Raw genomic sequence first — 21,026 nt, 5'->3', positions numbered from 1 at the left:
GTACAACTATAAATATTTGATAAAAGGGTTATATATTTGCCATGAATTAGAGATAATATATGATTACGATTAAAGAAATTACTTCTAAAGGAGATTTAACGACATTTGTTAAATTTCCTTTTTATTTATATAAAGACTCTCCATATTATGTCCCATCAATTATCAAAGAAGAGGTTGATGTAATGGATCCCAAAAAAAATCCGGTTTTTAAAAATGCTGATGCCAAATACTTTTTAGCATATAAGGGAGATCAAATCGTAGGGCGTATTGCGGGTATAATTAATTGGATTGAAGTCAATGAACAAAAGAAACCTAAAGTGCGTTTTGGGTGGTTCGATGTTATTGATGATATTGAGGTTACAAAGGCCTTATTAAATAAGGTTTCAGAGTTTGGTGTACAACATAATCTAGAATATATGGAAGGCCCTGTCGGGTTTTCTAATATGGATAAAGCAGGTATTTTAATTAAAGGATTTGACGAATTGAATACCATGATTACCTGGTACAATTATCCTTACTATGCCGATCATATGGAGCAACTTGGCTTCGAACCTGCAGCAACCTGGGTAGAATACAAGATAAAAGTACCTAAAGAAACCAAGAAAAAAGTTATAAAATTCGCTCAAGTAATTAAAGATCGTTATGAATTAAAATTACTTAAATTTAATAAGAGTAAGGAGATTCTGAAGTATGCCGATGATATGTTCGATCTTCTTAATAAAACCTATAGTAGTTTACAGACTTTTGTTCCTATACAGCAATATCAAATAGATATGTACAAGAAGAAGTATCTTCCCTATCTTAATCCAGAATATATTACCTGTATTGCCGACAAAACCGGAAAACTTATTGCTTTTTCTATTGTTATGCCTTCATTTTCAAGGGCTTTAAAGAAAATGAATGGTAAAGTATATCCATTGCGATTTTTACATATTTTAAAAGCTCAGCGACGAAACGATACGGCTGCTTTTTATCTTATAGGTGTAGACCCGCACTATCAAAACAAAGGCGTAACGGCTCTTATTTTTAAAGAAATGAACGAAGCATTTCTTCGCAATGGCATTGAAATGGTCGAAACCAACCCCGAGTTAGAAGAAAACAAAGCTATTCAAGCACTTTGGAATGGTTATGAACATGAGCAACATAAAAAGAGAAGAACTTTCAGAAAAAAAATTTAAAGTACTTTACTTTCCCTAAACTTACGTAATATTTTCTCATCAGTTTCAAATTGAGGATACTGAGGTGTTTAGCATTTTTAGTATCTCAAAATGTTAAATAACTTTTGCTTAACTATATCCTAAATTTTATTCAATAAATTGTATGCAATAAGACATGAATCTGAGGGTCTATAAATATATCAGGATTAGTTAAATTCTTAAAACCTATAATTATGTTAAAAAGTATTTCAAGTATTAAAGGAGTTAAACACTTCTCGAGGTTAGAACAAAAAAATATTAAAGGAGGATTTAATAACGATGATTATGGAGTATGCAAAACTCCTTATTCTTTTTTATGTGGAATACCTAACCATATCTGTTGTAATCAAATGTGTGTTCTAGAAACCCACCCTGCCTGTAATTTTTAGTAAAGTTTTAATTAAAGCGAACTTCCCGTTCGATTTAATCTAGTATTAATCTGTATCGATTATTTAGGACTAGTCAATAATTTTCAAAAAAAATCCGCTATTAATAGCGGATTTTAATATTATATTTAAAGAGAATATACGTTATTCACCCATAGCGGCAGCTACTGCAGCAGACATGCGCTTGTATGTTCCATTCTCCAGTCGCTCTCGTATAGCAGAAAACGCTACTAACGTTTCTTGGATATCCTCCATAGTATGAGAAGCTGTTGGAATTAATCTAAGTAAGATTAATCCTCTGGGTATTACTGGATACACTACAATAGAGCAAAATATACCATGATTCTCTCTAAGATCTTTTACCAGCGCCATAGCTTCAGGAATACTTCCTTTTAAATAAACCGGCGTAACACAACTTTGAGTGGTTCCCAGATCGAAACCTCTTTCTCTTAAACCATTTTGTAGAGCGTTTACATTTTCCCAAAGCTTTGCTTTTAACTCTGGCATTGTTCTCAACATATCCAGGCGCTTTAAAGCACCCACTACAAGTTGCATCTGTAAAGATTTTGCAAACATCTGAGAACGTAAATTATACTTCAAATAATCAATAATTTCTTGATCTGCAGCAATAAAAGCACCTGTACTCGCCATTGATTTTGCGAAGGTGGCAAAATACACGTCGATTTGATCCTGTACTCCTTGTTCTTCACCGGTTCCTGCTCCTGTTTGGCCTAATGTGCCAAACCCATGGGCATCATCTACGAATAGTCTAAAATTATATTTTTCTTTTAAAGCAACGATTTCTTTTAATCTTCCTTGTTCACCACGCATTCCGAATACTCCTTCTGAGATTAACAAAATACCTCCACCAGTCTTTTCGGCCATTTTTGTGGCTCTCACCAAATTTTTATCGATACTTTCTATATCATTGTGACGATAAGTATATCGCTGTCCTTGATGCAATCTCACACCATCGATGATACATGCATGGGCATCAACATCATATACGATAATGTCATCTTTACTAACCAATGCATCGATCGTAGATACCATCCCCTGGTAACCAAAATTCAATAAATAGGCAGCTTCTTTATCAACAAATTCTGCAAGTTCATTTTGTAATTGTTCATGAAGATCGGTATGACCACTCATCATTCTAGCACCCATTGGATATGCAGAACCATAAGCCGATGCAGCCTCTGCATCTACTTTACGAACTTCTTCTTTGTTAGCTAAGCCCAAATAGTCATTGATACTCCAGGTAATAACTTCTCTCCCTTGAAACCTCATTCTATTTGATATTGGACCTTCTAATTTAGGAAAAACAAAATATCCTTCTGCTTGATCTGCCCACTTCCCTAATGGTCCTTTGTCTTTATAAATTTTATCAAATAAATCTCTCATTTATCAAAAATTGTTTCTTTTAAGTGTGCGAAAATACGTAAAATTGATTTGATGACATAATTATATTCAAATTCACTTTTATAAAGTGATATTTTAACAAATTAAAACTTTAAACATGAAATAAACCCATCAACATTTTACAGGTTTTCTGTAATTTTATAAAAATAATAAATATCGCTAATTGACTATTAATGAAGATATTTACAAAACATATAAAAAGGCATTCCTCTGTCAAAGAATGCCTTTTTGTCAATTTAATATTTTCTTATTTAATAAATTCTACTTTTGCGGCATCAACTTCATTTTTACTATCAAAAAAGCCTTGTTCCATCATCCAATCATCGCTATATACTTTACTCATATATCTAGAACCATGATCCGGTAAAATAACAATCACATTACTATTCTCATCAAATTCTCCTCTAGCAGCAAGCTGCCTAATTCCTTGAATCGCCGCACCACTGGTATATCCCAAAAACAATCCTTCAGTTTTTGCTAATTCTCTAGCTGTATGAGCACTATCCTCGTCATTTACTTTTTCGAATTTATCAATAGCTTCAAAATCTGTTGCTGTTGGGATCAAATTTTTTCCTAATCCCTCGATACGATAAGGATAAATTTCATCACTATCAAATTCTCTTGTTTCGTGATATTTCTTGAGTACAGATCCATAAGCATCTATACCCATGACTCTAATATTTTTTTTCTTTTCTTTTAAATATCTGGCTGTTCCAGAAATAGTGCCACCGGTACCACAACATGCAACAAAATGAGTAAGATGTCCATTGGTCTGCTCCCAGATTTCAGGACCCGTTGAGTTATAATGGGCATCTATATTTAATTCATTAAAGTATTGATTTATATATACAGATCCTTTTATTTCTTCATGCAGCCTTTTTGCTACTTGATAATATGATCTAGGATCATCTGCACTTACATGGGCCGGACACACATACACTTTGGCTCCCATGTTTTTTAGCATAGCGATTTTATCTTTAGAAGATTTTGAACTTACCGCAAGAATGCAATCATATCCTTTGATTACGCTTACCATCGCGAGACTAAAACCTGTATTACCACTTGTAGTCTCGATAATAGTGTCTCCAGGTTTAAGGATTCCCTTTCTCTCTGCTTCTTCTATTATGTATAATGCAATTCTGTCTTTGGTGGAGTGTCCCGGATTAAAAGATTCTATTTTTGCATAGTAATTTCCCGGGAAATCTTTCATAATTCTGTTCAGTTTTACAAGTGGGGTTTGCCCTATAAGTTCCAGAACATTATTATAAGCCTGTATATTTTCTTTCATAAGATGTTGTTTTATGAATTTGTGATATAAAATTGGGGATCACAAACTGCTACAAAAACGCTACGAAGTTACATTATTTTTTTTAATTACTCTTTTATACCTTCTAAATCTAAGACAAAGGAATATTCTTCTGCCACCTCTTTAAGGGCATCAAACCTTCCTGATGCTCCACCATGTCCTGTTTCCATGTTGGTATGTAAAAGTAATATGTTATTATCTGTTTTCAATTCTCTTAATTTTGCGACCCATTTGGCAGGTTCCCAATATTGTACTTGTGAATCATGCAGTCCAGTGGTCACCAACATATTGGGATACTCCTGTTCAACTACATTATCATAAGGGGAATACGATTTCATATACACATAATAATCTTCTTCATTAGGATTTCCCCACTCGTCATATTCCCCTGTCGTTAAAGGAATGCTATCATCGAGCATTGTCGTTACTACATCAACAAAAGGAACAGTAGCAACTACTCCGTTGTAAAGTCCTGGAGCCATGTTTACAATAGCACCCATTAACAAACCTCCGGCAGATCCGCCCATAGCATATAAATGTTCTACAGATGTATACCCTTCCGCAATTAAAAATTTTGAACAATTTATAAAATCAGTAAAAGTATTTTTCTTTTTAAAAAGCTTTCCATCTTCATACCAGGCTCTACCCAAATACTCTCCACCCCTAACATGGGCTATGGCATAAATAAAGCCTCTGTCTAATAAACTTAAACGTACTGAAGAAAAATACGGATCTATCGTAGATCCGTACGAACCATAAGCATACTGTAATAAGGGATTGTTTCCATCTTTTTTAATACCTTTTTTATATACCATAGAAATTGGAACCTTAGTTCCATCTTCAGCGGTAGCCCATAACCGTTCCGAAACATAATTATTCTTGTCAAATTTACCTCCAAGGACTTCTTGTTCTTTTTTTATTTCCTGTGCTTTGGTATCCATATTGAAATCAATGACAGAATTGGGAGTAGTAAGAGAGTTATAGGCGTATCTAAGGATTGTTGTGTCAAAATCAGGGTTAGTACTTACATATGCCGTATAAGTTTCATTGTCGAATGGAAGATAATAATCTGCTGCCCCATCCCAACGCTTTATATTGATTACGTTCAGCCCATTATTACGCTCACTAATCACAAAATAATCTTTAAAAATTTCAATGTCTTCGATAAGAATATCTTCGCGATGAGGAATGACCTCTTTCCAGTTTTCTTTTAACGTATTTTCTTCTGAAACCTTCATCACCTTAAAATTAAGGGCCTCATCAGCATTAGTCAATATATAAAAATCACTATTATAATGTGCTATTCCATACTCTACACCCCGTATTCTAGGTTGAAAAATTTTGAATTCTCCAGTGGGATTATCCGCTTTAAGAATTCTATACTCTGAAGTCAAAGTACTACTCGAACCAATAACCAAGTATTTTTTTGATTTTGTTTTATAAACGAAGGTATAAAAGGTATCATCTTTTTCATTATAAACCTCGACATCTTCGGAAATCGGAGTACCTAACACATGCCTGTAAATTCGATCAGAACGTAATGTTTCTTCATCTTTTTTTGTATAGAATAACGTTTTACTATCGGCAGCCCAGGTACTACCCCCTGTTGTAATTTCTATAGTCTCAGGGTACAACTCTCCTGTCTCAAGATTTTTTATTCGTATTTTATATTTACGTCTACTTAACGTATCTACACCAAATGCAATTAGTTTATTATCCGGACTCACATTAAGTCCTGTCATTTTAAAATAACTATGCCCTTCAGCTTCTACATTACAGTCAAAAAGTATTTCTTCAGGAGCTTCCAGAGTATCCTTCCTTCTGGCGTATATAGGATACCCTTTTCCTTTTTCATATCTCGTTATATACCAATATCCATTAAGTTTATAGGGGACCGATTCATCATCTTCTTTAATTCGTGCTTTCATTTCTTCAAAAAGAGTAGCTTGAAAATCTTTGGTATGTGAAGTCATTCTATCATGATATTCATTTTCACTTTTAAGGTAATCGATTACCTCTTGATTTTCACGCTCATTTAGCCAGAAATAATTATCTATACGAATATCATTATGTTTTTCAAGATACGTGAGCTTCTTTTTTGCTAATGGATTTTGAATCTTAGTTTCCAATGTGATTATGGTATTTTATAAGAGGTTGCAAAAGTAATTGAAAGTAAGTACATAACCTCTTTGTTTTGACTAATTTATTACAATTTATTATACAGATAACATAAAAATTATTGTTGGCATTCTGTCTTGAACTACAATTTGGAAGTACTATTCGTTTTCGTAAACAATATACTAGAATATTAATACTCAAAATATTAATTTTGCTTCTATAACTATTTATAAATAAAAGGATATGTTTGGAGATATGATGGGCATGATGGGAAAGCTCAAAGAAGCTCAACAGAAAGTTGAAGAAACAAAAAAAAGGCTCGATACGGTTTTAATAGACGAGAATAGTGCTGATAATCTTCTGAAGGTTACATTAACGGCCAATCGAGAAATAAAAAATATAACTATTAGCGATGAGCTTTTTGAAGACAAAGAGCAATTAGAGGATTATCTGATTTTAACTTTGAATAAAGCTATCGCGAAAGCTACCCAGGTTAATGAAAGTGAATTGGCTGCCGTTGCAAAAGAAGGAATGCCTAATATCCCCGGGTTAGATTTATTCAAATAAATCTAAATCTAATGGATGATTATGACTCTTTTTCATAAAAATTGTTGACTTCGCTATTTTTATATTTTTCTTTTTCCTTTTTATTCTATAATTTTAACAAAAGTGAAAAAATTAACTAAAAACTAACACTATGTTTGAACTCAAAAATAAGGAAGGGTCTAGCTACCATTTTACGCTAAAAGCTAAAAACGGACAGGTAATTTTATCTAGCGAAGTTTACAACAGTAAGTCCGCTGCAGAAAACGGAATTGCTTCTGTTAAGAAAAATGCTTCTGACGACGGCAGATATGAACGCAAAACTGCTAAAAATGGTAAATTCTTTTTTAATCTAAAAGCAGGTAATGGACAAGTAATAGGGAGTAGTCAAATGTATTCTTCTGAATCAGGAATGGAAAATGGAATCAATTCTGTTAAAGAAAATGCAGCAGGTGCTGATACCAAAGAAGCTTAATTTTTAAGCGCATACTTTAATATAATTTTAAGCTGTTCAGATTTTTTGAACAGCTTTGTTTGTTTTAAAAGTAGCTAAAACTTCGAGGAAATATTTGTGCATCTTTTGCGTATAGTCCAGATGAGTTACAAAACGAAGCTTACCTTGTCCCATACCATAAAAATGAATATCCATTGATCCCATTTTGGATATAAACTCCTCTTCATTACCTTCTACCGTAAATATAATAATATTGGTATCTATTGGCTCAACCTGTTTTACAAAAGATAATGTTTGTAATACGCTCCCGATTTCTTTTGCTCTTGTATGATCCTCTGCCAAACGATCGATGTGATTTTCTATAGCGTATAGACCCGCTGCAGCTAAATAACCAACTTGACGCATTCCTCCTCCCAATATTTTCCTTACCCGAATAGCATTTTTCATAATTTCTTCATTTCCTATCAGTACAGAACCTATGGGGGCCCCTAAACCTTTACTTAAACAAACAGAGATGGTATCAAACATTTCTCCATATTGTTTTGCACTTTCTCCTTTTGCAACTAGAGCATTCCATAATCGTGCTCCATCGAGGTGATATCCAAGGTTATGATGATCACAAACCTTTCTTATTCTTTTGATTTCTTCAAAATCATAACAAGCCCCTCCCCCTTTGTTCGTTGTATTTTCTATGCACACCAGACTAGTTAGTGGACTATGATAAAAATCCGGTGGATTGATCGATGCTTCAACTTGGGCTGCTGTAATCATACCTCTATGCCCCTGGATAAGTTTACATGACACGCCACTATTAAAAGAAACTCCTCCGCCTTCATAATTATAAACATGAGCGTACTGATCTGCGATTAATTGTTCTCCAGGCTGAGTATGTAATTTGATTGCTGCCTGATTGGCCATACTCCCCGAAGGAAAAAACAATGCTTGATCCTTACCAAACATGCTTGCAACTTTTTCTTCCAAAGCATTTACAGTAGGGTCTTCTTTGTATACATCATCTCCTACCTTAGCATTCATCATAGCTTCCAACATTTCTGAGGTAGGTTTGGTAACCGTATCACTTCTAAGATCTATTGTCATTTATAAAAAAATTAATTAATTAAAACTACACTTAAAACTACCTATAGGAGACCCGTCGGGAATTTTTGGAGAAGGTATTATCTTAAAAGCGGACGGCTTTTCTAAAAAATCAGTGATTTGCTTTAGATAATATTGATTATACATTTCATCTTTAGGATCTCCTGTTTTATTTTTTAGGAAGGATCCTAAGTCTACAATTTTGGCATGCGCGATAGCATTAACTTGCGGATACGCTCTTTTATTTTTACTAAGATTCATAAAATGTTTTAAAACATTGGCTCTTACGGTATGCTGAATTTCTTGATGATAATTATTTGTTGATTTAGTTTTAAAAGTAACTAACACTAATTCATCCAGAACCTCAAGTAGTCCCAATTGATTTTGATTCAAACTTTTTTGTTGGACTAATCTAGATGCTCTTTCTGGATGCAATAAAAGAGACAGACTCATGTCGCTAGCAGTAGCTGTAGCACTTAACGCATCAAAACCAACTCCCGTTTTACCTTTAAAAGACTCTCGGGTTCTAGAGTATCCAAAAGCTCTTGGTGGAAACAACTTTAATTTATCTTTGGGAATAGCGAGCACTTCTGGTGATAGTGTCTTCAACACTTCTCGAAGTGTTTTTTTCTGTTTAGCCGGACTAACTGATTCTACTATCTTCTGTTGATCTCCCTTTACCGCATAATTATAATTCAAACCGCCAATAAGCTTCACAGCGGCTTCAGTTTGATATCTATGAAAAAAATATAACGGCACAAATACATCTTCCAGCACAGAATAAGGTTCATTACTTCTAATATTATCCGCAGAGAAATTACGGATAGCTATTTCTCGAACTTTTAATATATTTTCCAATTCTTCTTCAGCACTTTTACCATTATCCCATAAATGTGCTAGTTCATGAGCTCCTCCAGTCGCTCTGGCGTCACTGTCAGAAATAAACCGCAGGCCAGATTGATAAGCTTTATTTAATATTTTATGAAGTTCTTCCTTTTCACTACTTCCATTTGCAAATTCAGAATAACTATAAGCCACTGTTACTTTATCCCATACTCCAATTTTGTTATCATAGGCATCAGAGAGATCAATTTTACCATCTTTTAAGGTTACTTTTGGATGTGGATAGTCCATTACAGAAGCGCGACCTTTTGTACTAGCCGTAAAATTATGAGCGAAGCCTATGGTATGTCCTACCTCATGAGCAGATAATTGACGAATACGAGCCAGAGCCATATCCAACATAGGTTTGTAATTATCATCCCGATCCTTAAAAGGTTGATCTAACAAGGATTGAGCAATTAAAAAATCCTGACGAATTCTTAAACTTCCTAAGCTTACATGTCCTTTTAGAATCTCACCAGTTCGAGGATCAACCACGCTTGCACCATAACTCCATCCTCGTGTAGATCGATGTACCCATTGTATGACATTATAGCGTAAATCCATAGGATCTGCATCTTTGGGTAACATTTTAACCTGAAATGCGTCCTTGAAGCCAATTGATTCATAAGCTTCGTTCCACCAGCGGGCACCTTCTAATAAGGCAGATCGAACCGGTTCTGGTGTACCGGGATCGAGATAATAAATAATGGGTTCTTTTGCTTCACTGACAGCAAGATTGGGATCCTTTTTCTCTAGTCGATGTCTAACAATATAACGTTTTACTATAGGTTCTTGAATTGGAGTCGCGTAATCCATATATGAAATGGAGATAGCACCACTTCTGGGGTCAAATTCTCTTTTTTGGTACCCATCATCTGGTAATTCGACAAATGAATGATGTTGAATAACAGTTAAAAGTTTTGAATTGGGAGCAACAGATCTAATATTTCGTCCTTTTGGAAGTCCCTTATACGTGATGAGCGCTTCAAATTCAATATTTTTAGGAAATGCTTTTGTCCTTTCAAGACTCAATGCACTTTTTTCCTTATCTACTTTATAATCTCCTTCATTTTGTGACTTTAATCTATCAATGATACCGTGAGTGTCCTGAAGTAAAAAAGGAGTTAAATCAATGATATACTTATTCGGTTTTTCTTCTTTTATAGGAAATCCATATAATACAGACCTAGTAAAAGCCTGTTCAACACTTCTTTTTTCTAGAGTATTATCGGTTATAGCACGATATCTTTGATTGGGTTGAACGAGTAATAACTTATTCCCTGCTTTTTGAAATTTGACAACGATCCCGTCCCCAATCTGACCTCTATCCAATCCTATATCGTTGGATCCTAATCCTGTTGCCAAAGAGTGAACATATAAAAATTCTTTTTCAAGGGTATCTACCTCCAAATAAATTTCATCTTTGGATTCGTTGTAGTAGAAATTAAAATAACCCTTATATGGCTTTAGATTTTTTTGACTCTCTAAAAACTGCCCTGAAACCGAACATGTTACACATAAGATGAGAAATAAGAAAAAATGTTTCATAAATGATGAGTTTGTATAAAAGTATTTACAATATTTTGAAAGCCATAAAATAATTGAAAAAATGTTTCTTACTGAAGTGTTAAATCCTATTTTTGTGATAAATAATTAAATTATGATCAATACTGAGACCTTACAAGATCTTAGAGAGCGCCTGGTTGCGTTAAGGAGGTATCTTTGACATTGATGCCAAACTTATAGAAATAGCAAACGAAGAAGAAAAAACATATGCTCCTAATTTTTGGGATGATGCCCAAAAAGCCGAAAAGTTAATGAGGACCCTTAACGCAGAAAAAAAATGGGTCTCTGATTATGAAAAAGGTGTTTCTTCGGTTGATGATCTTGAAGTACTTTATGAGTTTTATAAAGAAGGAGATGTTAAGGAAGAAGAAGTTTCTGAACGTTACGAAGAAACTAAATCCCTTATTGAAGGCTTAGAGTTTAAAAACATGCTTAGCGACGAAGGCGATAGCATGAGTGCTGTTTTACAGATTACAGCGGGCGCCGGGGGAACTGAAAGTTGCGATTGGGCAAGTATGCTTATGCGTATGTACCTCATGTGGGCAGAAAAACAAGGGTATAAAGTAAAAGAATTAAACTATCAAGAAGGCGATGTTGCCGGTATTAAGACGGTTACCCTAGAAATTGAAGGTGATTACGCCTTTGGATGGCTCAAAGGAGAAAACGGAGTACATAGATTAGTACGTATCTCCCCTTTTGATAGTAATGCAAAACGCCACACCTCCTTTGCCTCCGTATATGTGTATCCACTAGCTGATGATAGTATCGAAATCGATATTAACCCATCAGATTACGAAATTATAACTTCAAGATCTAGTGGTGCGGGTGGACAAAATGTAAATAAGGTTGAAACCAAAGTTCAACTTACCCATTTCCCCACCGGTATTCAAATATCATGTTCAGATTCAAGATCACAGCATGATAATCGAGAAAAAGCGTTACAAATGCTTAAATCACAATTGTTTGAGATCGAACTTAAAAAGCAACAAGCGCAACGAGATGAAATTGAAGCTTCAAAAATGAAAATCGAATGGGGATCACAGATTCGTAATTATGTGATGCATCCATACAAATTAGTCAAAGATGTTCGTACAGCAGAGGAAACAGGCAATGTAGATGCTGTGATGGATGGGAATATCGATCAATTTCTTAAAGCTTACCTAATGATGATGGGACAGAAAGAAGTTTAAGTTGTTAGTTGTTAGAGTTTACAAATTCGTAATTCTTAAATAATATGATTACTATATACCATAATCCAAGATGTAGAAAATCAAGAGAAACTCTTGAAATACTTGAAGAAAGAAATGAAGACATAACCATTGTTAAGTATCTTGAAACACCTCCTACCAAAGAAAAATTAAGCGAGATAATTAATCTTTTAGGTATTTCACCGATTGATTTAGTTCGAAAAAATGAAGCTACCTGGAAAGAAAACTATAAGAACAAGATTCTAACAAATGATGAACTAATTGAAGCTATGGTAGGCAATCCTAAGCTTATCGAGCGTCCTATAGTTATCAAAAATAATAAAGCCGTGATAGGGAGGCCTCCTTCGAATGTTTTAGACATCTTGTAAACAACGTTTTGGTAAAAAATAAAATTTTATTTTTCATTCTTTTTTTGATTAAATGACAAATATTTGGGCAATAAAGCGGCTATCTGAAAAGAATTCGAAACGTCTTTGTGAAAATTTTATTTTTGAATTATATGATTACCAATAACTTATATTTAATAGATTCCATCGTTTCTCGGGAATGACGACATTTTAGATAACCTATTTTGTTTAATTAATCATAAAAAAAATTTAACAAAGTATTAATCCCTTTCTTGTAACTCCTTCAATACTTTTGACTCGAATTACATAATTTTTATCATGTTAAGATTTCTGTTCATTGTTTTATTAGTACCAACAATATTCATTTATGCCCAACAGAGCGGAGATTTTCAAAAAGCTCCTGTAACCATAACAGGACTGGTTCTGGATCAGGATACTAACGAACCACTTGAGTATGCTACTGTTTCTTTTTTTAGCCCAAGACAACAAAAAATTATCACTGGTGGTATCACCAATCAAAATGGAAAGTTTAAAATAGAAGTAGATGCTGGTGTGTACGATGTAAATATAGAATTTATCTCTTTTAAAACTAAGACACTACCCAAACAAAGATTATTCAAAAACACCAATTTAGGTAGTATTTCATTAGGGCTGGACACCGAAATGCTTGATGATGTCGTAGTTATTGCAGAAAAAACTACTGTAGAAATTAAACTCGATAAAAAAATATACAATGTAGGTAAAGACCTTACCGTTGGTGGTGGTACAGTAAGTGACGTTTTAGATAACGTACCTTCTGTCTCTGTAGACGTGGAAGGAAATGTGGCATTGCGCGGAAATGATAATGTAACTATACTTATTAATGGAAAACCTTCTGGATTGGTCGGGCTTAATAGTACGGACGCATTACGACAACTTCCTGCAGAGTCTATTGAAAGAGTTGAAGTAATCACTTCTCCTTCTGCTCGTTATGATGCAGAGGGAACTGCAGGAATCCTAAATATCATTTTAAGGAGAAGTAAGTTACAAGGAATGAACGGGGCTATCACGATTAATGGAGGTTACCCAACAACCGCTGGGATATCAGGCAACATTAATTATAGAACGGGAGATTTTAATTTTTTTACTACTTCTGGGTATAATTATAGAGAAGTCCCAGGAAATTCGTTGACCGAAACTCGGTTTTTAAACATCGATTCTGAGGGACTGGATAATCCTGATACCTTCCTTACCGAAGAAAGAGATTTCGATCGGATTAGAAAAGGAATCAATTCTAATGTTGGTATTGAATGGTATATCAATGATAGTTCCTCGATAACCGGTTCCTTTTTTTATAGATCACAAGATAATGAAAGTAACACTACCAATATTATCACAGAACCCGATATAAATGGAAATATTTTAAGTCAGAATATAAGATTTGATCCAGAAGTTGAAGATGATCTTACCAAGCAGTATGCTTTAAATTATGTAAAAAACTTTGATGATGACGGACATAAATTAACCTTTGATTTTCAGGTAGAGGAAAGCAGTGAAGATGAGCGTTCTCAAATCACTCAAGAAAATATTTCTACTGTAGAACTTGTAAATACCCTGGAAGATCAAGATCGTATTCTCTTACAAGCAGATTATGTATTACCGATTGGTGAAAAAACTCAGTTTGAATTAGGATATAGGGGTAATTTTAATGATCTGGATACAGATTTTTTAGTACAGTTCGATAATAACGGTACGATAACTACTGATACTAATTTATCCAATAATCTGATTTTCAAAGAACGCATCAACGCAGCCTACACTCAATTGGGAAGTAAATGGGGAAAGTTTTCTTATTTACTGGGTCTTAGAATGGAAGATACTCGGATTACTATTGATCAACAAACAAGTAATGATTTTAATAGAAAAAACTATACTGATATATTTCCGACAGTAAACCTTGGCTATAAGTTATCTGATAAACAAAGTCTTACATTAGGATATAACAGGCGAATAAGAAGACCGCGCTCTAGGTTTATTAATCCATTTCCTTCACGATCAAGTGCGACCAATTTATTTCAAGGAAATGCAGATCTTGATCCAAGTTATTCTAATGTATTTGATTTGGGATATCTGAATAGAATAGGAAAGCTAACACTAAATTCCTCGATATATTACAATAGATCTACTCAGGTTTTCACCTTTATTTCTGAAAATACAGGAGACACGGTAATTATTGGAGCCGACGAAAACAATCCTGGTACTGAGGTGCCTGTGATTCGAAGAACTCCTGTAAATCTAACCAGTTCTGACCGATATGGTTTTGAATTTACACTTACTTATAATCCAAGCAAGAAATGGCGATTAAATGGTAATTTTAATGCATTTCAGAATAATATAAGAGGAGAAAATAATGGTGAAATTTTAGATAATGATAACTTTAGTTGGTTTGCAAGACTCAATAATAAGTATACTTTACCCGGTAAAATAGATTGGCAAACTAGTATTTTTTATAGAGGACCCAATGAAAATGCTCAAAATAGAAATGAAGGTATTTTTAGTATGACTCTGGCATTTAGCAAAGATCTCTTTAAAGAAAAAGCTTCATTAACTTTTAATGTTAGTGATGTGTTCAACTCCAGAAAGCGAATTAGTATAGCCACGACACCAACTTTTATTTCTGACAGTGAATTTCAGTGGAGAGAACGTAGTTTTACTCTATCCTTTACGTACAGATTCAATCAGAAAAAGAAAAGAGGTCGTTCACAAAGAGACTTTAATGGTGATGAAGAATTTGAAGGGTAAACCCTGAAACGATGATAAATTATATTTTACTTCTAAAAGTGTCTATATATTTTACTAGCAGAGAAGGAGCTAATTATTACAATATAGAAAACCTAAAAGATCACACCTACTGTCAGGGACGGTTAAGATCAATTAAAAAATGCAAAAATCAACATCTTCTAAGAAGAATAAAGAAACCAGATAAATATTCTTCCTTAGCAGTCCTACAAATATATGATGAACAGATAGATCCAAATATCTAAAAACAAGTTTCATATCCCAGTCCCGTAAAAATTAAGGTTTTATCTTGCTTTTTTTGATTGGTAAATATAACAAATGTATTTTTGCTTCGATTAGACCTGCTCTTATGAATATATTAGATGCATCACCTTTATTAAGTACTATAGTTGGATTATTATTGGGATTTTTTATTTTTTTTGGAAAATCTGGTTTAGGAAGAGATAAAAAAATACGGTTAGTTCTTAGTGCATTAGTTTTCTTATACGCATATACCACACTTGATTATTATTTAACTATCAATATTGATAGTAATAGTATATATTCTGGCAGTTCATATCTATTCTATCATATTATAGGTTTTTTGTTCTATTACTTTATTTTGCTATTCACGAGAACAGAAGTCAATGTAAAAAAATGGCTTTTTATAATAATTTGTTATACATTCTTTAGATGGACCCTCTTTATTCCATTTATACAGCATAAACACATCAATGAGTTATTTTTAGCCACCGATTCATTCGATTTTTTATCTTTAATAGATTTGGAATATTTTTCTGCCAGTTTAATAAATATCATTTTATTGATTGCTGCCTTTTTTAAATTAAAACAAACTCCTCTCTCGTTGGTATTGAATAAAACGCAGCTGTTACATTTTAAATGGATTAAAATTGTTATACTAATAAATATCATCTTGCAATTAGGTAGCTTTCTTAATACTATAGTTAACACTAATGCCATTGAAAATTACGAATTTTACATGAAACTTGAAACGCTGTTATTTGCTGTATTCTTCTTTATAATGGCATATTCTATGATGTATTTTCCGGTATTTGCTTTTTCAGGTTCTTTTGAAGATCTACCAGAAATGATTAAGAAAAAATATGCGAATTCTTCATTATCCGATTCTTTAGAATTATTCCAATTAATTGAGGAGAGTATGAAAAAAGAGCAGCTTTATCTTGATTATGATATTAAGTTAAATACTCTGGCTAACATACTCAATAAGTCCGTACATCATATTTCGCAAGCCATTAATGAAAATGCTCATATGGGATTTTCAGACTATATCAACCAATATAGGGTGGAAGATGCTAAAAAGAAATTACTAAGACCTAACCCGGAAACTATTTATGCGATTTCTTTAGACGTAGGTTTTAATAGTAAAGCAGCTTTTTATAAAGCCTTCAAAAAAAACACCAAATTAACTCCAACAGAATTCAAAAAACGTCATGAAAACAGTAAATAATATAATTTACTGATAATCAGTTTTTTTAAGTAAATAAAAATGTCTTCCCGATGATTGAAGACATTTTTTTTTGTTCAGTATTATAGGGAAAAACGATTAAAACATTCTCTAAAAATACATTTGTCCTGTAATTAAAAATAAAACTGATAAACATCATTTAAAACAAAAAACAATGAAAACAATTAAAAAAGGAACATTAATTTTAGCACTGTTATTTATGGGAGCCATAACAGCTAATGCCCAATCAAACATCGATGGTTTGAAATTTGGTATAAAAGGAGGAGCTAACCTTGCTAAATTAAAAAATGTCGATAGCAAAGCAAAAATAGGTTTGGTTGCTGGTGTTTTTACCGAGTATGGGTTTTCGGATAAATTTTCTCTTCGCTCTGAAGTTTTATTTTCTGTCCAGGGAGCCAAAGCCAAAGGGAGTTCAGAAAAAGTGAAGTTAAATTATATTAACGCCCTTCCTGCATTAATAAAGTTTTATCCTGTAAAAAAATTCAGTCTCGAAGCCGGGCCACAAATAGGACTGCTAATAAGCAAAAAAGGAGGAGGTCTCCTTAAAAGTGATTATAGAAAATTAGACTATGGATTGACTCTTGGTGCTGGGTTTCATATCATTGAAAATATAGAAATTGGAGCTCGTTACTACTTAGGGTTAAGAGATATTACAAAAACACCAGGAGAAGTTAAAAACGCTGTATTTCAATTCACTCTTTCCTATGGATTTTAAAAAATGAAAACAATAATAAAGAATTCCTCAATCAAAATTTGAGGGATTCTTTATAGATAGACCTGTCTATAACCAACTCTGGTTTGATAAGACTTGATAGCATTCATAAATGTAATTTATTAGGCTACCTGTTTAGAACACTAAAAAGGAATCAATTAGGCTCAGTTTTTCTTTATATGCCTTGCCGAAAATAATGCCGAAAAAGATTCCATTTCATTGCTCATGCAGTCAACTGCCATGTAAAAAAAGAAGTATGATTAAAACAATTTCAACATTATTTATTATGATGATTACTGTGTTTCCTTCGGTACAGGAAAAGCAGGTCGAGGATAACTCCCATTTCGTCGAACTTTCGGTTGAAAATATATCTAAAAAATGGCTCTTGGATAAGCACAAAATATTCTTTCGTTCTTATCCTCCTGCCGAAAATGAAAAAGGAGATTATATCTATTTTGATAAGCAGATGATCTATACCAGTGTTTCAGAAGGAATCTATGATGAAGGAACATGGCAACTTGATAAAAGGTCTAAAAGAATTTTTATATCTAGTAAAAATGAAAAAGGAGAACTCATATTCATCATAAAAGAATTGTCTAAAAAGAAGCTTGTACTGGTTATTGATGATGATTCAGACAGCGATACCAAATATTTAAAAATACATTTCAGAGCGGTTGGTAATAAGTAAAACAGGTTTCGCATTTTGATTTTCACATTTTTGAGAAGAAAAAAAATTTGTTTTCGTTAGCCTGCTAATATTTCATCCTTCCACAGATAAACAATCTCTGATAAGTTACAATTGATTGCTGGGCAGTAATAAAACTAGCATAACATCCAAGCTTACTTATTAAACTTTCTAAAATAATAGACAAATTACAAAACAACGTGGTATGAGAACAACTATTCAACTATTTCAGAAACCAACAAAACCTTTCTGGAGCGGTAATAAAACGGACTTAAAATCAATCTCAATGAAGTTTTTAAACATCAGGTTTTTATTCTTATTGACTAGTGTTTTTATTTCAACAACAATTGTAGCACAGGATAATGTGTTTTTGAGCCTGGAAGATGCTCTGGGACTTGCTACACAAAACAATACCGATATTACTATAGCCAACGCGCAAGTACACTCAACAGAATACGCTTTAAAAGAAGCCAAGGGCAATTACCTGCCAAAACTTTTTATAAGTGCCGGTTACAATCGTAATATTAAACGGCAGGTCATCTTTCTTCCTGATGGTCTTGGTCTGGGTGATACAGCTACCGAATTAGGGTTAGATAATGACTATCAAGCATCCTTAAATCTTTCGTTTCCTATTTTTTCAAAGTTTAATATTGCCAATAAAAAGTTTACCCAGACACGGTTAAATTTTCAAAAGGAAGTTTCTCGTGGCGTAGAGCAATCCATTGTTAATGCTACCAAAAAAGCGTATTTCGCTTATTTGATTACTAAAGAAGTGGTGAAGGTTCAACAAAACGGACTGAATAATGCACAGAAGATAGTCGAGGATATTGAAAGGAGAGTACAGCAAGGGACCCTTACCGATTTTGATCTTACTTCAGCACGTGTGCAAGTTGCAAATGCAAAAAATAGATTACTGGAAGCCCAGAGTAATATTGTTCCGGTCGGTAACTCACTAAAATTATTATTAGGGTTACAACCAGAAATCAATCTTGTCCTCACAGATTCTTTGACGATTATAGAAAAAGAACTGCAGTTAGTGGACCACATTGAAACTATGCTCAACCAAAATAGCCGCTTAAAACAAATGGATTTGGATATTGAACTTTCAGAAAAACAAATCAAAATGACTAAAACGAGTTATTACCCTACGGTTGATGTCATTGGAAACTATAGCTATCAGGCGCAGGAAAATAATTTTAGAATATCAGATTACAACTGGATCCGTACCAGTTTGGTGGGTTTACAGTTGCAGTTCCCTATTTTTAATGGAACAGTTACCAAAAATAAAGTAAACCAAGCTAAAATTGCTAGAGAAATTGCCATTGGAGAAAAAGAATATGCTACAAGAAAATATCGTATGTATTATGAAGAATTGCTAACCGAACTTCAGTTTTATTTTCAAAAAACGGAGATACAGCAGGAAAATATGAAACTCACTGCAGAAGCACTCATGTTGGCAAAGAAACGCTATCAATTTGGCATAGGTACTTTTCTGGAAGTAAACGATGCCGAATTATCTTACACACGAGCAAGACTTAGCTGGCTACAAGCCATTTCAGATTATAATACCACATACTATGACTATCAATTACTAATAGGAAAAGATTTAAAATAATAACAATGAAAAAATTAAAATGGATTATTCCGGTGATGTTCATCATAGGCTTAGCAGTATATTTTGTCATTAAGCCAAGACTAGATGCAAAAAATTTGGTTTTCACATACACTACATTAGAAAAAGGGAATATTGAAGCAAATGTTTCAAGTACCGGTACATTAGAAGCAATTAATACCGTAGATGTAGGTACCCAGATATCTGGCACTATAGAAAAGATTTATGTGGATTATAATGATAAGGTGCATGCAGGGCAACTTCTAGCCAAGATGGATTTAAAATTATTAAATACTAACCTTATAAGTGCCAAAGCTGATCTAGCTGTGAGCAATGCACAATTGAGCCAGTCAAAAATTGAGTTTGAAAGAAATAAAACCCTTTATGAGCAAAAAGTGATTCCTGAACGTCAATTAACAAATTCAAAATTTACTTATGAGCAAGCTAGAAGTGCACGTGAGGCTGCACTGGCGGCAGTTAAAAATATACAAGTAAGTATGGGATATGCACGCATTACCTCACCTATCAGCGGAACAGTAACAGAGCGAAGTGTAGAAGAAGGACAAACGGTTGCTGCCGCTTTCTCGACACCAATCCTTTTTATTATTGCCGAAGATCTTTCCAAAATGCAAATACTGGCAGATGTAGATGAAAGTGACATAGGACATATTAGTAATGGAATGAAGGTCCGGTTTAAGGTGCAGACCTATCCCGAAGAACAATTTTTCGGATCGGTAAGCCAGATCAGGCTTCAGCCCATTAATATAAATAATGTGGTGAACTATCAAGTTGTAGTAGATGTAGATAATAAAGAAGGGCTGTTGCTTCCGGGAATGACTGCTAGCCTAGAATTTATCACAAAAGTTGCTCAAGATGTCTTACTATTGAATAATTCGGCTTTTCGTTTTCGCCCTACAGAAGAAATACTGAAAGAAATCAAACCAATATTGATTGAAAAGGCTAAGGTATTGTTGCCAGATTCTCTTCAGCAAAATTTTAATAAAGCTATAAATAATGATGAAACCTATACCCCAGCCAATTTTAAAAAGAAATTACCTTCAAATTTTGATGGGTTCTTTTATCAGAATGCCTATGGAAAACTGGATTTCAAATTTGTAGAGATAGGAATAAAATCCGGATTACAGTCAGAAATTAAACGTTTTTTAGACGGAAAAGCACTTGTCGAAGGTGATAAAGCCATTAATAGTATTAAATCTAAAAAATAAC

Annotated in this window: 17 protein-coding genes; 12 read left to right on the top strand and 5 right to left on the bottom strand. The window is 33.6% G+C overall.

Features of this window, described 5'->3' with window-relative positions; translation table 11 throughout:
• The first annotated feature begins 59 nt into the window (after window positions 1-59).
• Entirely contained in the window at window positions 60-1,178 is a 1,119-nt protein-coding gene (locus tag ACFSJT_RS19340) for a GTP cyclohydrolase (RefSeq protein ID WP_378321988.1), read from the top strand.
• Window positions 1,179-1,390: 212 nt separating this feature from the next.
• On the top strand, window positions 1,391-1,585 hold the full coding sequence (locus ACFSJT_RS19335) for a hypothetical protein (protein ID WP_378321986.1): 195 nt from the start codon (window positions 1,391-1,393) through the stop codon (window positions 1,583-1,585).
• Between the two features lie 141 nt (window positions 1,586-1,726).
• Here the strand turns inward: ACFSJT_RS19335 and ACFSJT_RS19330 are convergent, their stop codons facing one another.
• The 3 genes from ACFSJT_RS19330 to ACFSJT_RS19320 form a co-directional block, all read right to left on the bottom strand.
• Window positions 1,727-2,986 carry an aminotransferase class I/II-fold pyridoxal phosphate-dependent enzyme gene (locus ACFSJT_RS19330; protein WP_378321985.1) on the bottom strand — a complete coding sequence of 420 codons (1,260 nt, stop codon included), beginning with the start codon at window positions 2,984-2,986 and terminating at the stop codon, window positions 1,727-1,729.
• A gap of 265 nt (window positions 2,987-3,251) precedes the next feature.
• Window positions 3,252-4,292 carry a PLP-dependent cysteine synthase family protein gene (locus ACFSJT_RS19325; protein ID WP_378321984.1) on the bottom strand — a complete coding sequence of 347 codons (1,041 nt, stop codon included), beginning with the start codon at window positions 4,290-4,292 and terminating at the stop codon, window positions 3,252-3,254.
• A gap of 86 nt (window positions 4,293-4,378) precedes the next feature.
• Window positions 4,379-6,439, bottom strand: a complete 2,061-nt coding sequence (locus tag ACFSJT_RS19320; RefSeq protein WP_378321983.1) for a S9 family peptidase — start codon at window positions 6,437-6,439, stop codon at window positions 4,379-4,381.
• A 232-nt stretch (window positions 6,440-6,671) separates the two neighbouring features.
• On the opposite strand from ACFSJT_RS19320, the gene ACFSJT_RS19315 reads away from it, so the two are divergent.
• On the top strand, window positions 6,672-6,995 hold the full coding sequence (locus tag ACFSJT_RS19315) for a YbaB/EbfC family nucleoid-associated protein (protein ID WP_378321982.1): 324 nt from the start codon (window positions 6,672-6,674) through the stop codon (window positions 6,993-6,995).
• Window positions 6,996-7,125: 130 nt separating this feature from the next.
• Window positions 7,126-7,446: a YegP family protein gene (locus ACFSJT_RS19310; RefSeq protein ID WP_378321981.1), complete on the top strand. Its 321-nt coding sequence runs from the start codon at window positions 7,126-7,128 to the stop codon at window positions 7,444-7,446.
• A 36-nt stretch (window positions 7,447-7,482) separates the two neighbouring features.
• On the opposite strand, the gene ACFSJT_RS19305 is transcribed toward ACFSJT_RS19310, so the two are convergent.
• The gene (locus ACFSJT_RS19305) at window positions 7,483-8,523 is read right to left on the bottom strand and encodes a threonine aldolase family protein (protein WP_378321980.1); all 1,041 of its coding nucleotides are present in this window, start codon (window positions 8,521-8,523) and stop codon (window positions 7,483-7,485) included.
• 15 nt (window positions 8,524-8,538) lie between these two features.
• Window positions 8,539-10,953: a zinc-dependent metalloprotease gene (locus tag ACFSJT_RS19300; protein ID WP_378321979.1), complete on the bottom strand. Its 2,415-nt coding sequence runs from the start codon at window positions 10,951-10,953 to the stop codon at window positions 8,539-8,541.
• A 112-nt stretch (window positions 10,954-11,065) separates the two neighbouring features.
• On the opposite strand from ACFSJT_RS19300, the gene prfB reads away from it, so the two are divergent.
• The 8 genes from prfB to ACFSJT_RS19260 all read left to right on the top strand — a co-directional run bounded on the left by prfB (window position 11,066) and on the right by ACFSJT_RS19260 (window position 21,025).
• Window positions 11,066-12,161, top strand: a protein-coding gene (prfB, locus tag ACFSJT_RS19295; protein ID WP_378321978.1) for a peptide chain release factor 2 whose coding sequence is annotated in 2 segments (ribosomal slippage) — window positions 11,066-11,128 and window positions 11,130-12,161 — 1,095 coding nt in all. Because the reading frame shifts where the segments join, the coding sequence is not laid out codon by codon here.
• 44 nt (window positions 12,162-12,205) lie between these two features.
• The gene (gene arsC / locus ACFSJT_RS19290; RefSeq protein WP_378321977.1) at window positions 12,206-12,547 is read left to right on the top strand and encodes an arsenate reductase (glutaredoxin); all 342 of its coding nucleotides are present in this window, start codon (window positions 12,206-12,208) and stop codon (window positions 12,545-12,547) included.
• 297 nt (window positions 12,548-12,844) lie between these two features.
• Window positions 12,845-15,307 (top strand): TonB-dependent receptor, encoded by a 2,463-nt coding sequence (locus ACFSJT_RS19285; protein ID WP_378321976.1) that lies wholly within the window; start codon window positions 12,845-12,847, stop codon window positions 15,305-15,307.
• Between the two features lie 346 nt (window positions 15,308-15,653).
• Entirely contained in the window at window positions 15,654-16,772 is a 1,119-nt protein-coding gene (locus tag ACFSJT_RS19280; protein ID WP_378321975.1) for a helix-turn-helix domain-containing protein, read from the top strand.
• A 172-nt stretch (window positions 16,773-16,944) separates the two neighbouring features.
• Window positions 16,945-17,505 carry a porin family protein gene (locus tag ACFSJT_RS19275; RefSeq protein WP_378321974.1) on the top strand — a complete coding sequence of 187 codons (561 nt, stop codon included), beginning with the start codon at window positions 16,945-16,947 and terminating at the stop codon, window positions 17,503-17,505.
• A gap of 253 nt (window positions 17,506-17,758) precedes the next feature.
• Complete coding sequence (locus tag ACFSJT_RS19270) at window positions 17,759-18,190, top strand: hypothetical protein (RefSeq protein WP_378321973.1); 432 nt, start codon at window positions 17,759-17,761, stop codon at window positions 18,188-18,190.
• Between the two features lie 202 nt (window positions 18,191-18,392).
• Window positions 18,393-19,802, top strand: a complete 1,410-nt coding sequence (locus ACFSJT_RS19265) for a TolC family protein (protein WP_378321972.1) — start codon at window positions 18,393-18,395, stop codon at window positions 19,800-19,802.
• A gap of 5 nt (window positions 19,803-19,807) precedes the next feature.
• Window positions 19,808-21,025 (top strand): efflux RND transporter periplasmic adaptor subunit, encoded by a 1,218-nt coding sequence (locus tag ACFSJT_RS19260; protein ID WP_378321971.1) that lies wholly within the window; start codon window positions 19,808-19,810, stop codon window positions 21,023-21,025.
• Window position 21,026: the final 1 nt, after the last annotated feature.

Origin of the sequence: Aquimarina celericrescens, assembly GCF_042682765.1 — a bacterium.
Lineage (GTDB): Bacteria > Bacteroidota > Bacteroidia > Flavobacteriales > Flavobacteriaceae > Aquimarina > Aquimarina celericrescens.
Note: the sequence above shows the minus strand (reverse complement) of the source record. Positions and strands in the feature narration are given on the sequence as shown.

Coding starts and splice junctions, on each gene's coding strand:
- ACFSJT_RS19340 (WP_378321988.1), top strand. CDS start 60: ATGATTACGATTAAAGAAATTACTTCTAAAGGAGATTTAACGACATTT.
- ACFSJT_RS19335 (WP_378321986.1), top strand. CDS start 1,391: ATGTTAAAAAGTATTTCAAGTATTAAAGGAGTTAAACACTTCTCGAGG.
- ACFSJT_RS19330 (WP_378321985.1), bottom strand. CDS start 2,986: ATGAGAGATTTATTTGATAAAATTTATAAAGACAAAGGACCATTAGGG.
- ACFSJT_RS19325 (WP_378321984.1), bottom strand. CDS start 4,292: ATGAAAGAAAATATACAGGCTTATAATAATGTTCTGGAACTTATAGGG.
- ACFSJT_RS19315 (WP_378321982.1), top strand. CDS start 6,672: ATGTTTGGAGATATGATGGGCATGATGGGAAAGCTCAAAGAAGCTCAA.
- ACFSJT_RS19310 (WP_378321981.1), top strand. CDS start 7,126: ATGTTTGAACTCAAAAATAAGGAAGGGTCTAGCTACCATTTTACGCTA.
- ACFSJT_RS19305 (WP_378321980.1), bottom strand. CDS start 8,523: ATGACAATAGATCTTAGAAGTGATACGGTTACCAAACCTACCTCAGAA.
- ACFSJT_RS19300 (WP_378321979.1), bottom strand. CDS start 10,953: ATGAAACATTTTTTCTTATTTCTCATCTTATGTGTAACATGTTCGGTT.
- arsC (WP_378321977.1), top strand. CDS start 12,206: ATGATTACTATATACCATAATCCAAGATGTAGAAAATCAAGAGAAACT.
- ACFSJT_RS19285 (WP_378321976.1), top strand. CDS start 12,845: ATGTTAAGATTTCTGTTCATTGTTTTATTAGTACCAACAATATTCATT.
- ACFSJT_RS19280 (WP_378321975.1), top strand. CDS start 15,654: ATGAATATATTAGATGCATCACCTTTATTAAGTACTATAGTTGGATTA.
- ACFSJT_RS19275 (WP_378321974.1), top strand. CDS start 16,945: ATGAAAACAATTAAAAAAGGAACATTAATTTTAGCACTGTTATTTATG.
- ACFSJT_RS19270 (WP_378321973.1), top strand. CDS start 17,759: ATGATTAAAACAATTTCAACATTATTTATTATGATGATTACTGTGTTT.
- ACFSJT_RS19265 (WP_378321972.1), top strand. CDS start 18,393: ATGAGAACAACTATTCAACTATTTCAGAAACCAACAAAACCTTTCTGG.
- ACFSJT_RS19260 (WP_378321971.1), top strand. CDS start 19,808: ATGAAAAAATTAAAATGGATTATTCCGGTGATGTTCATCATAGGCTTA.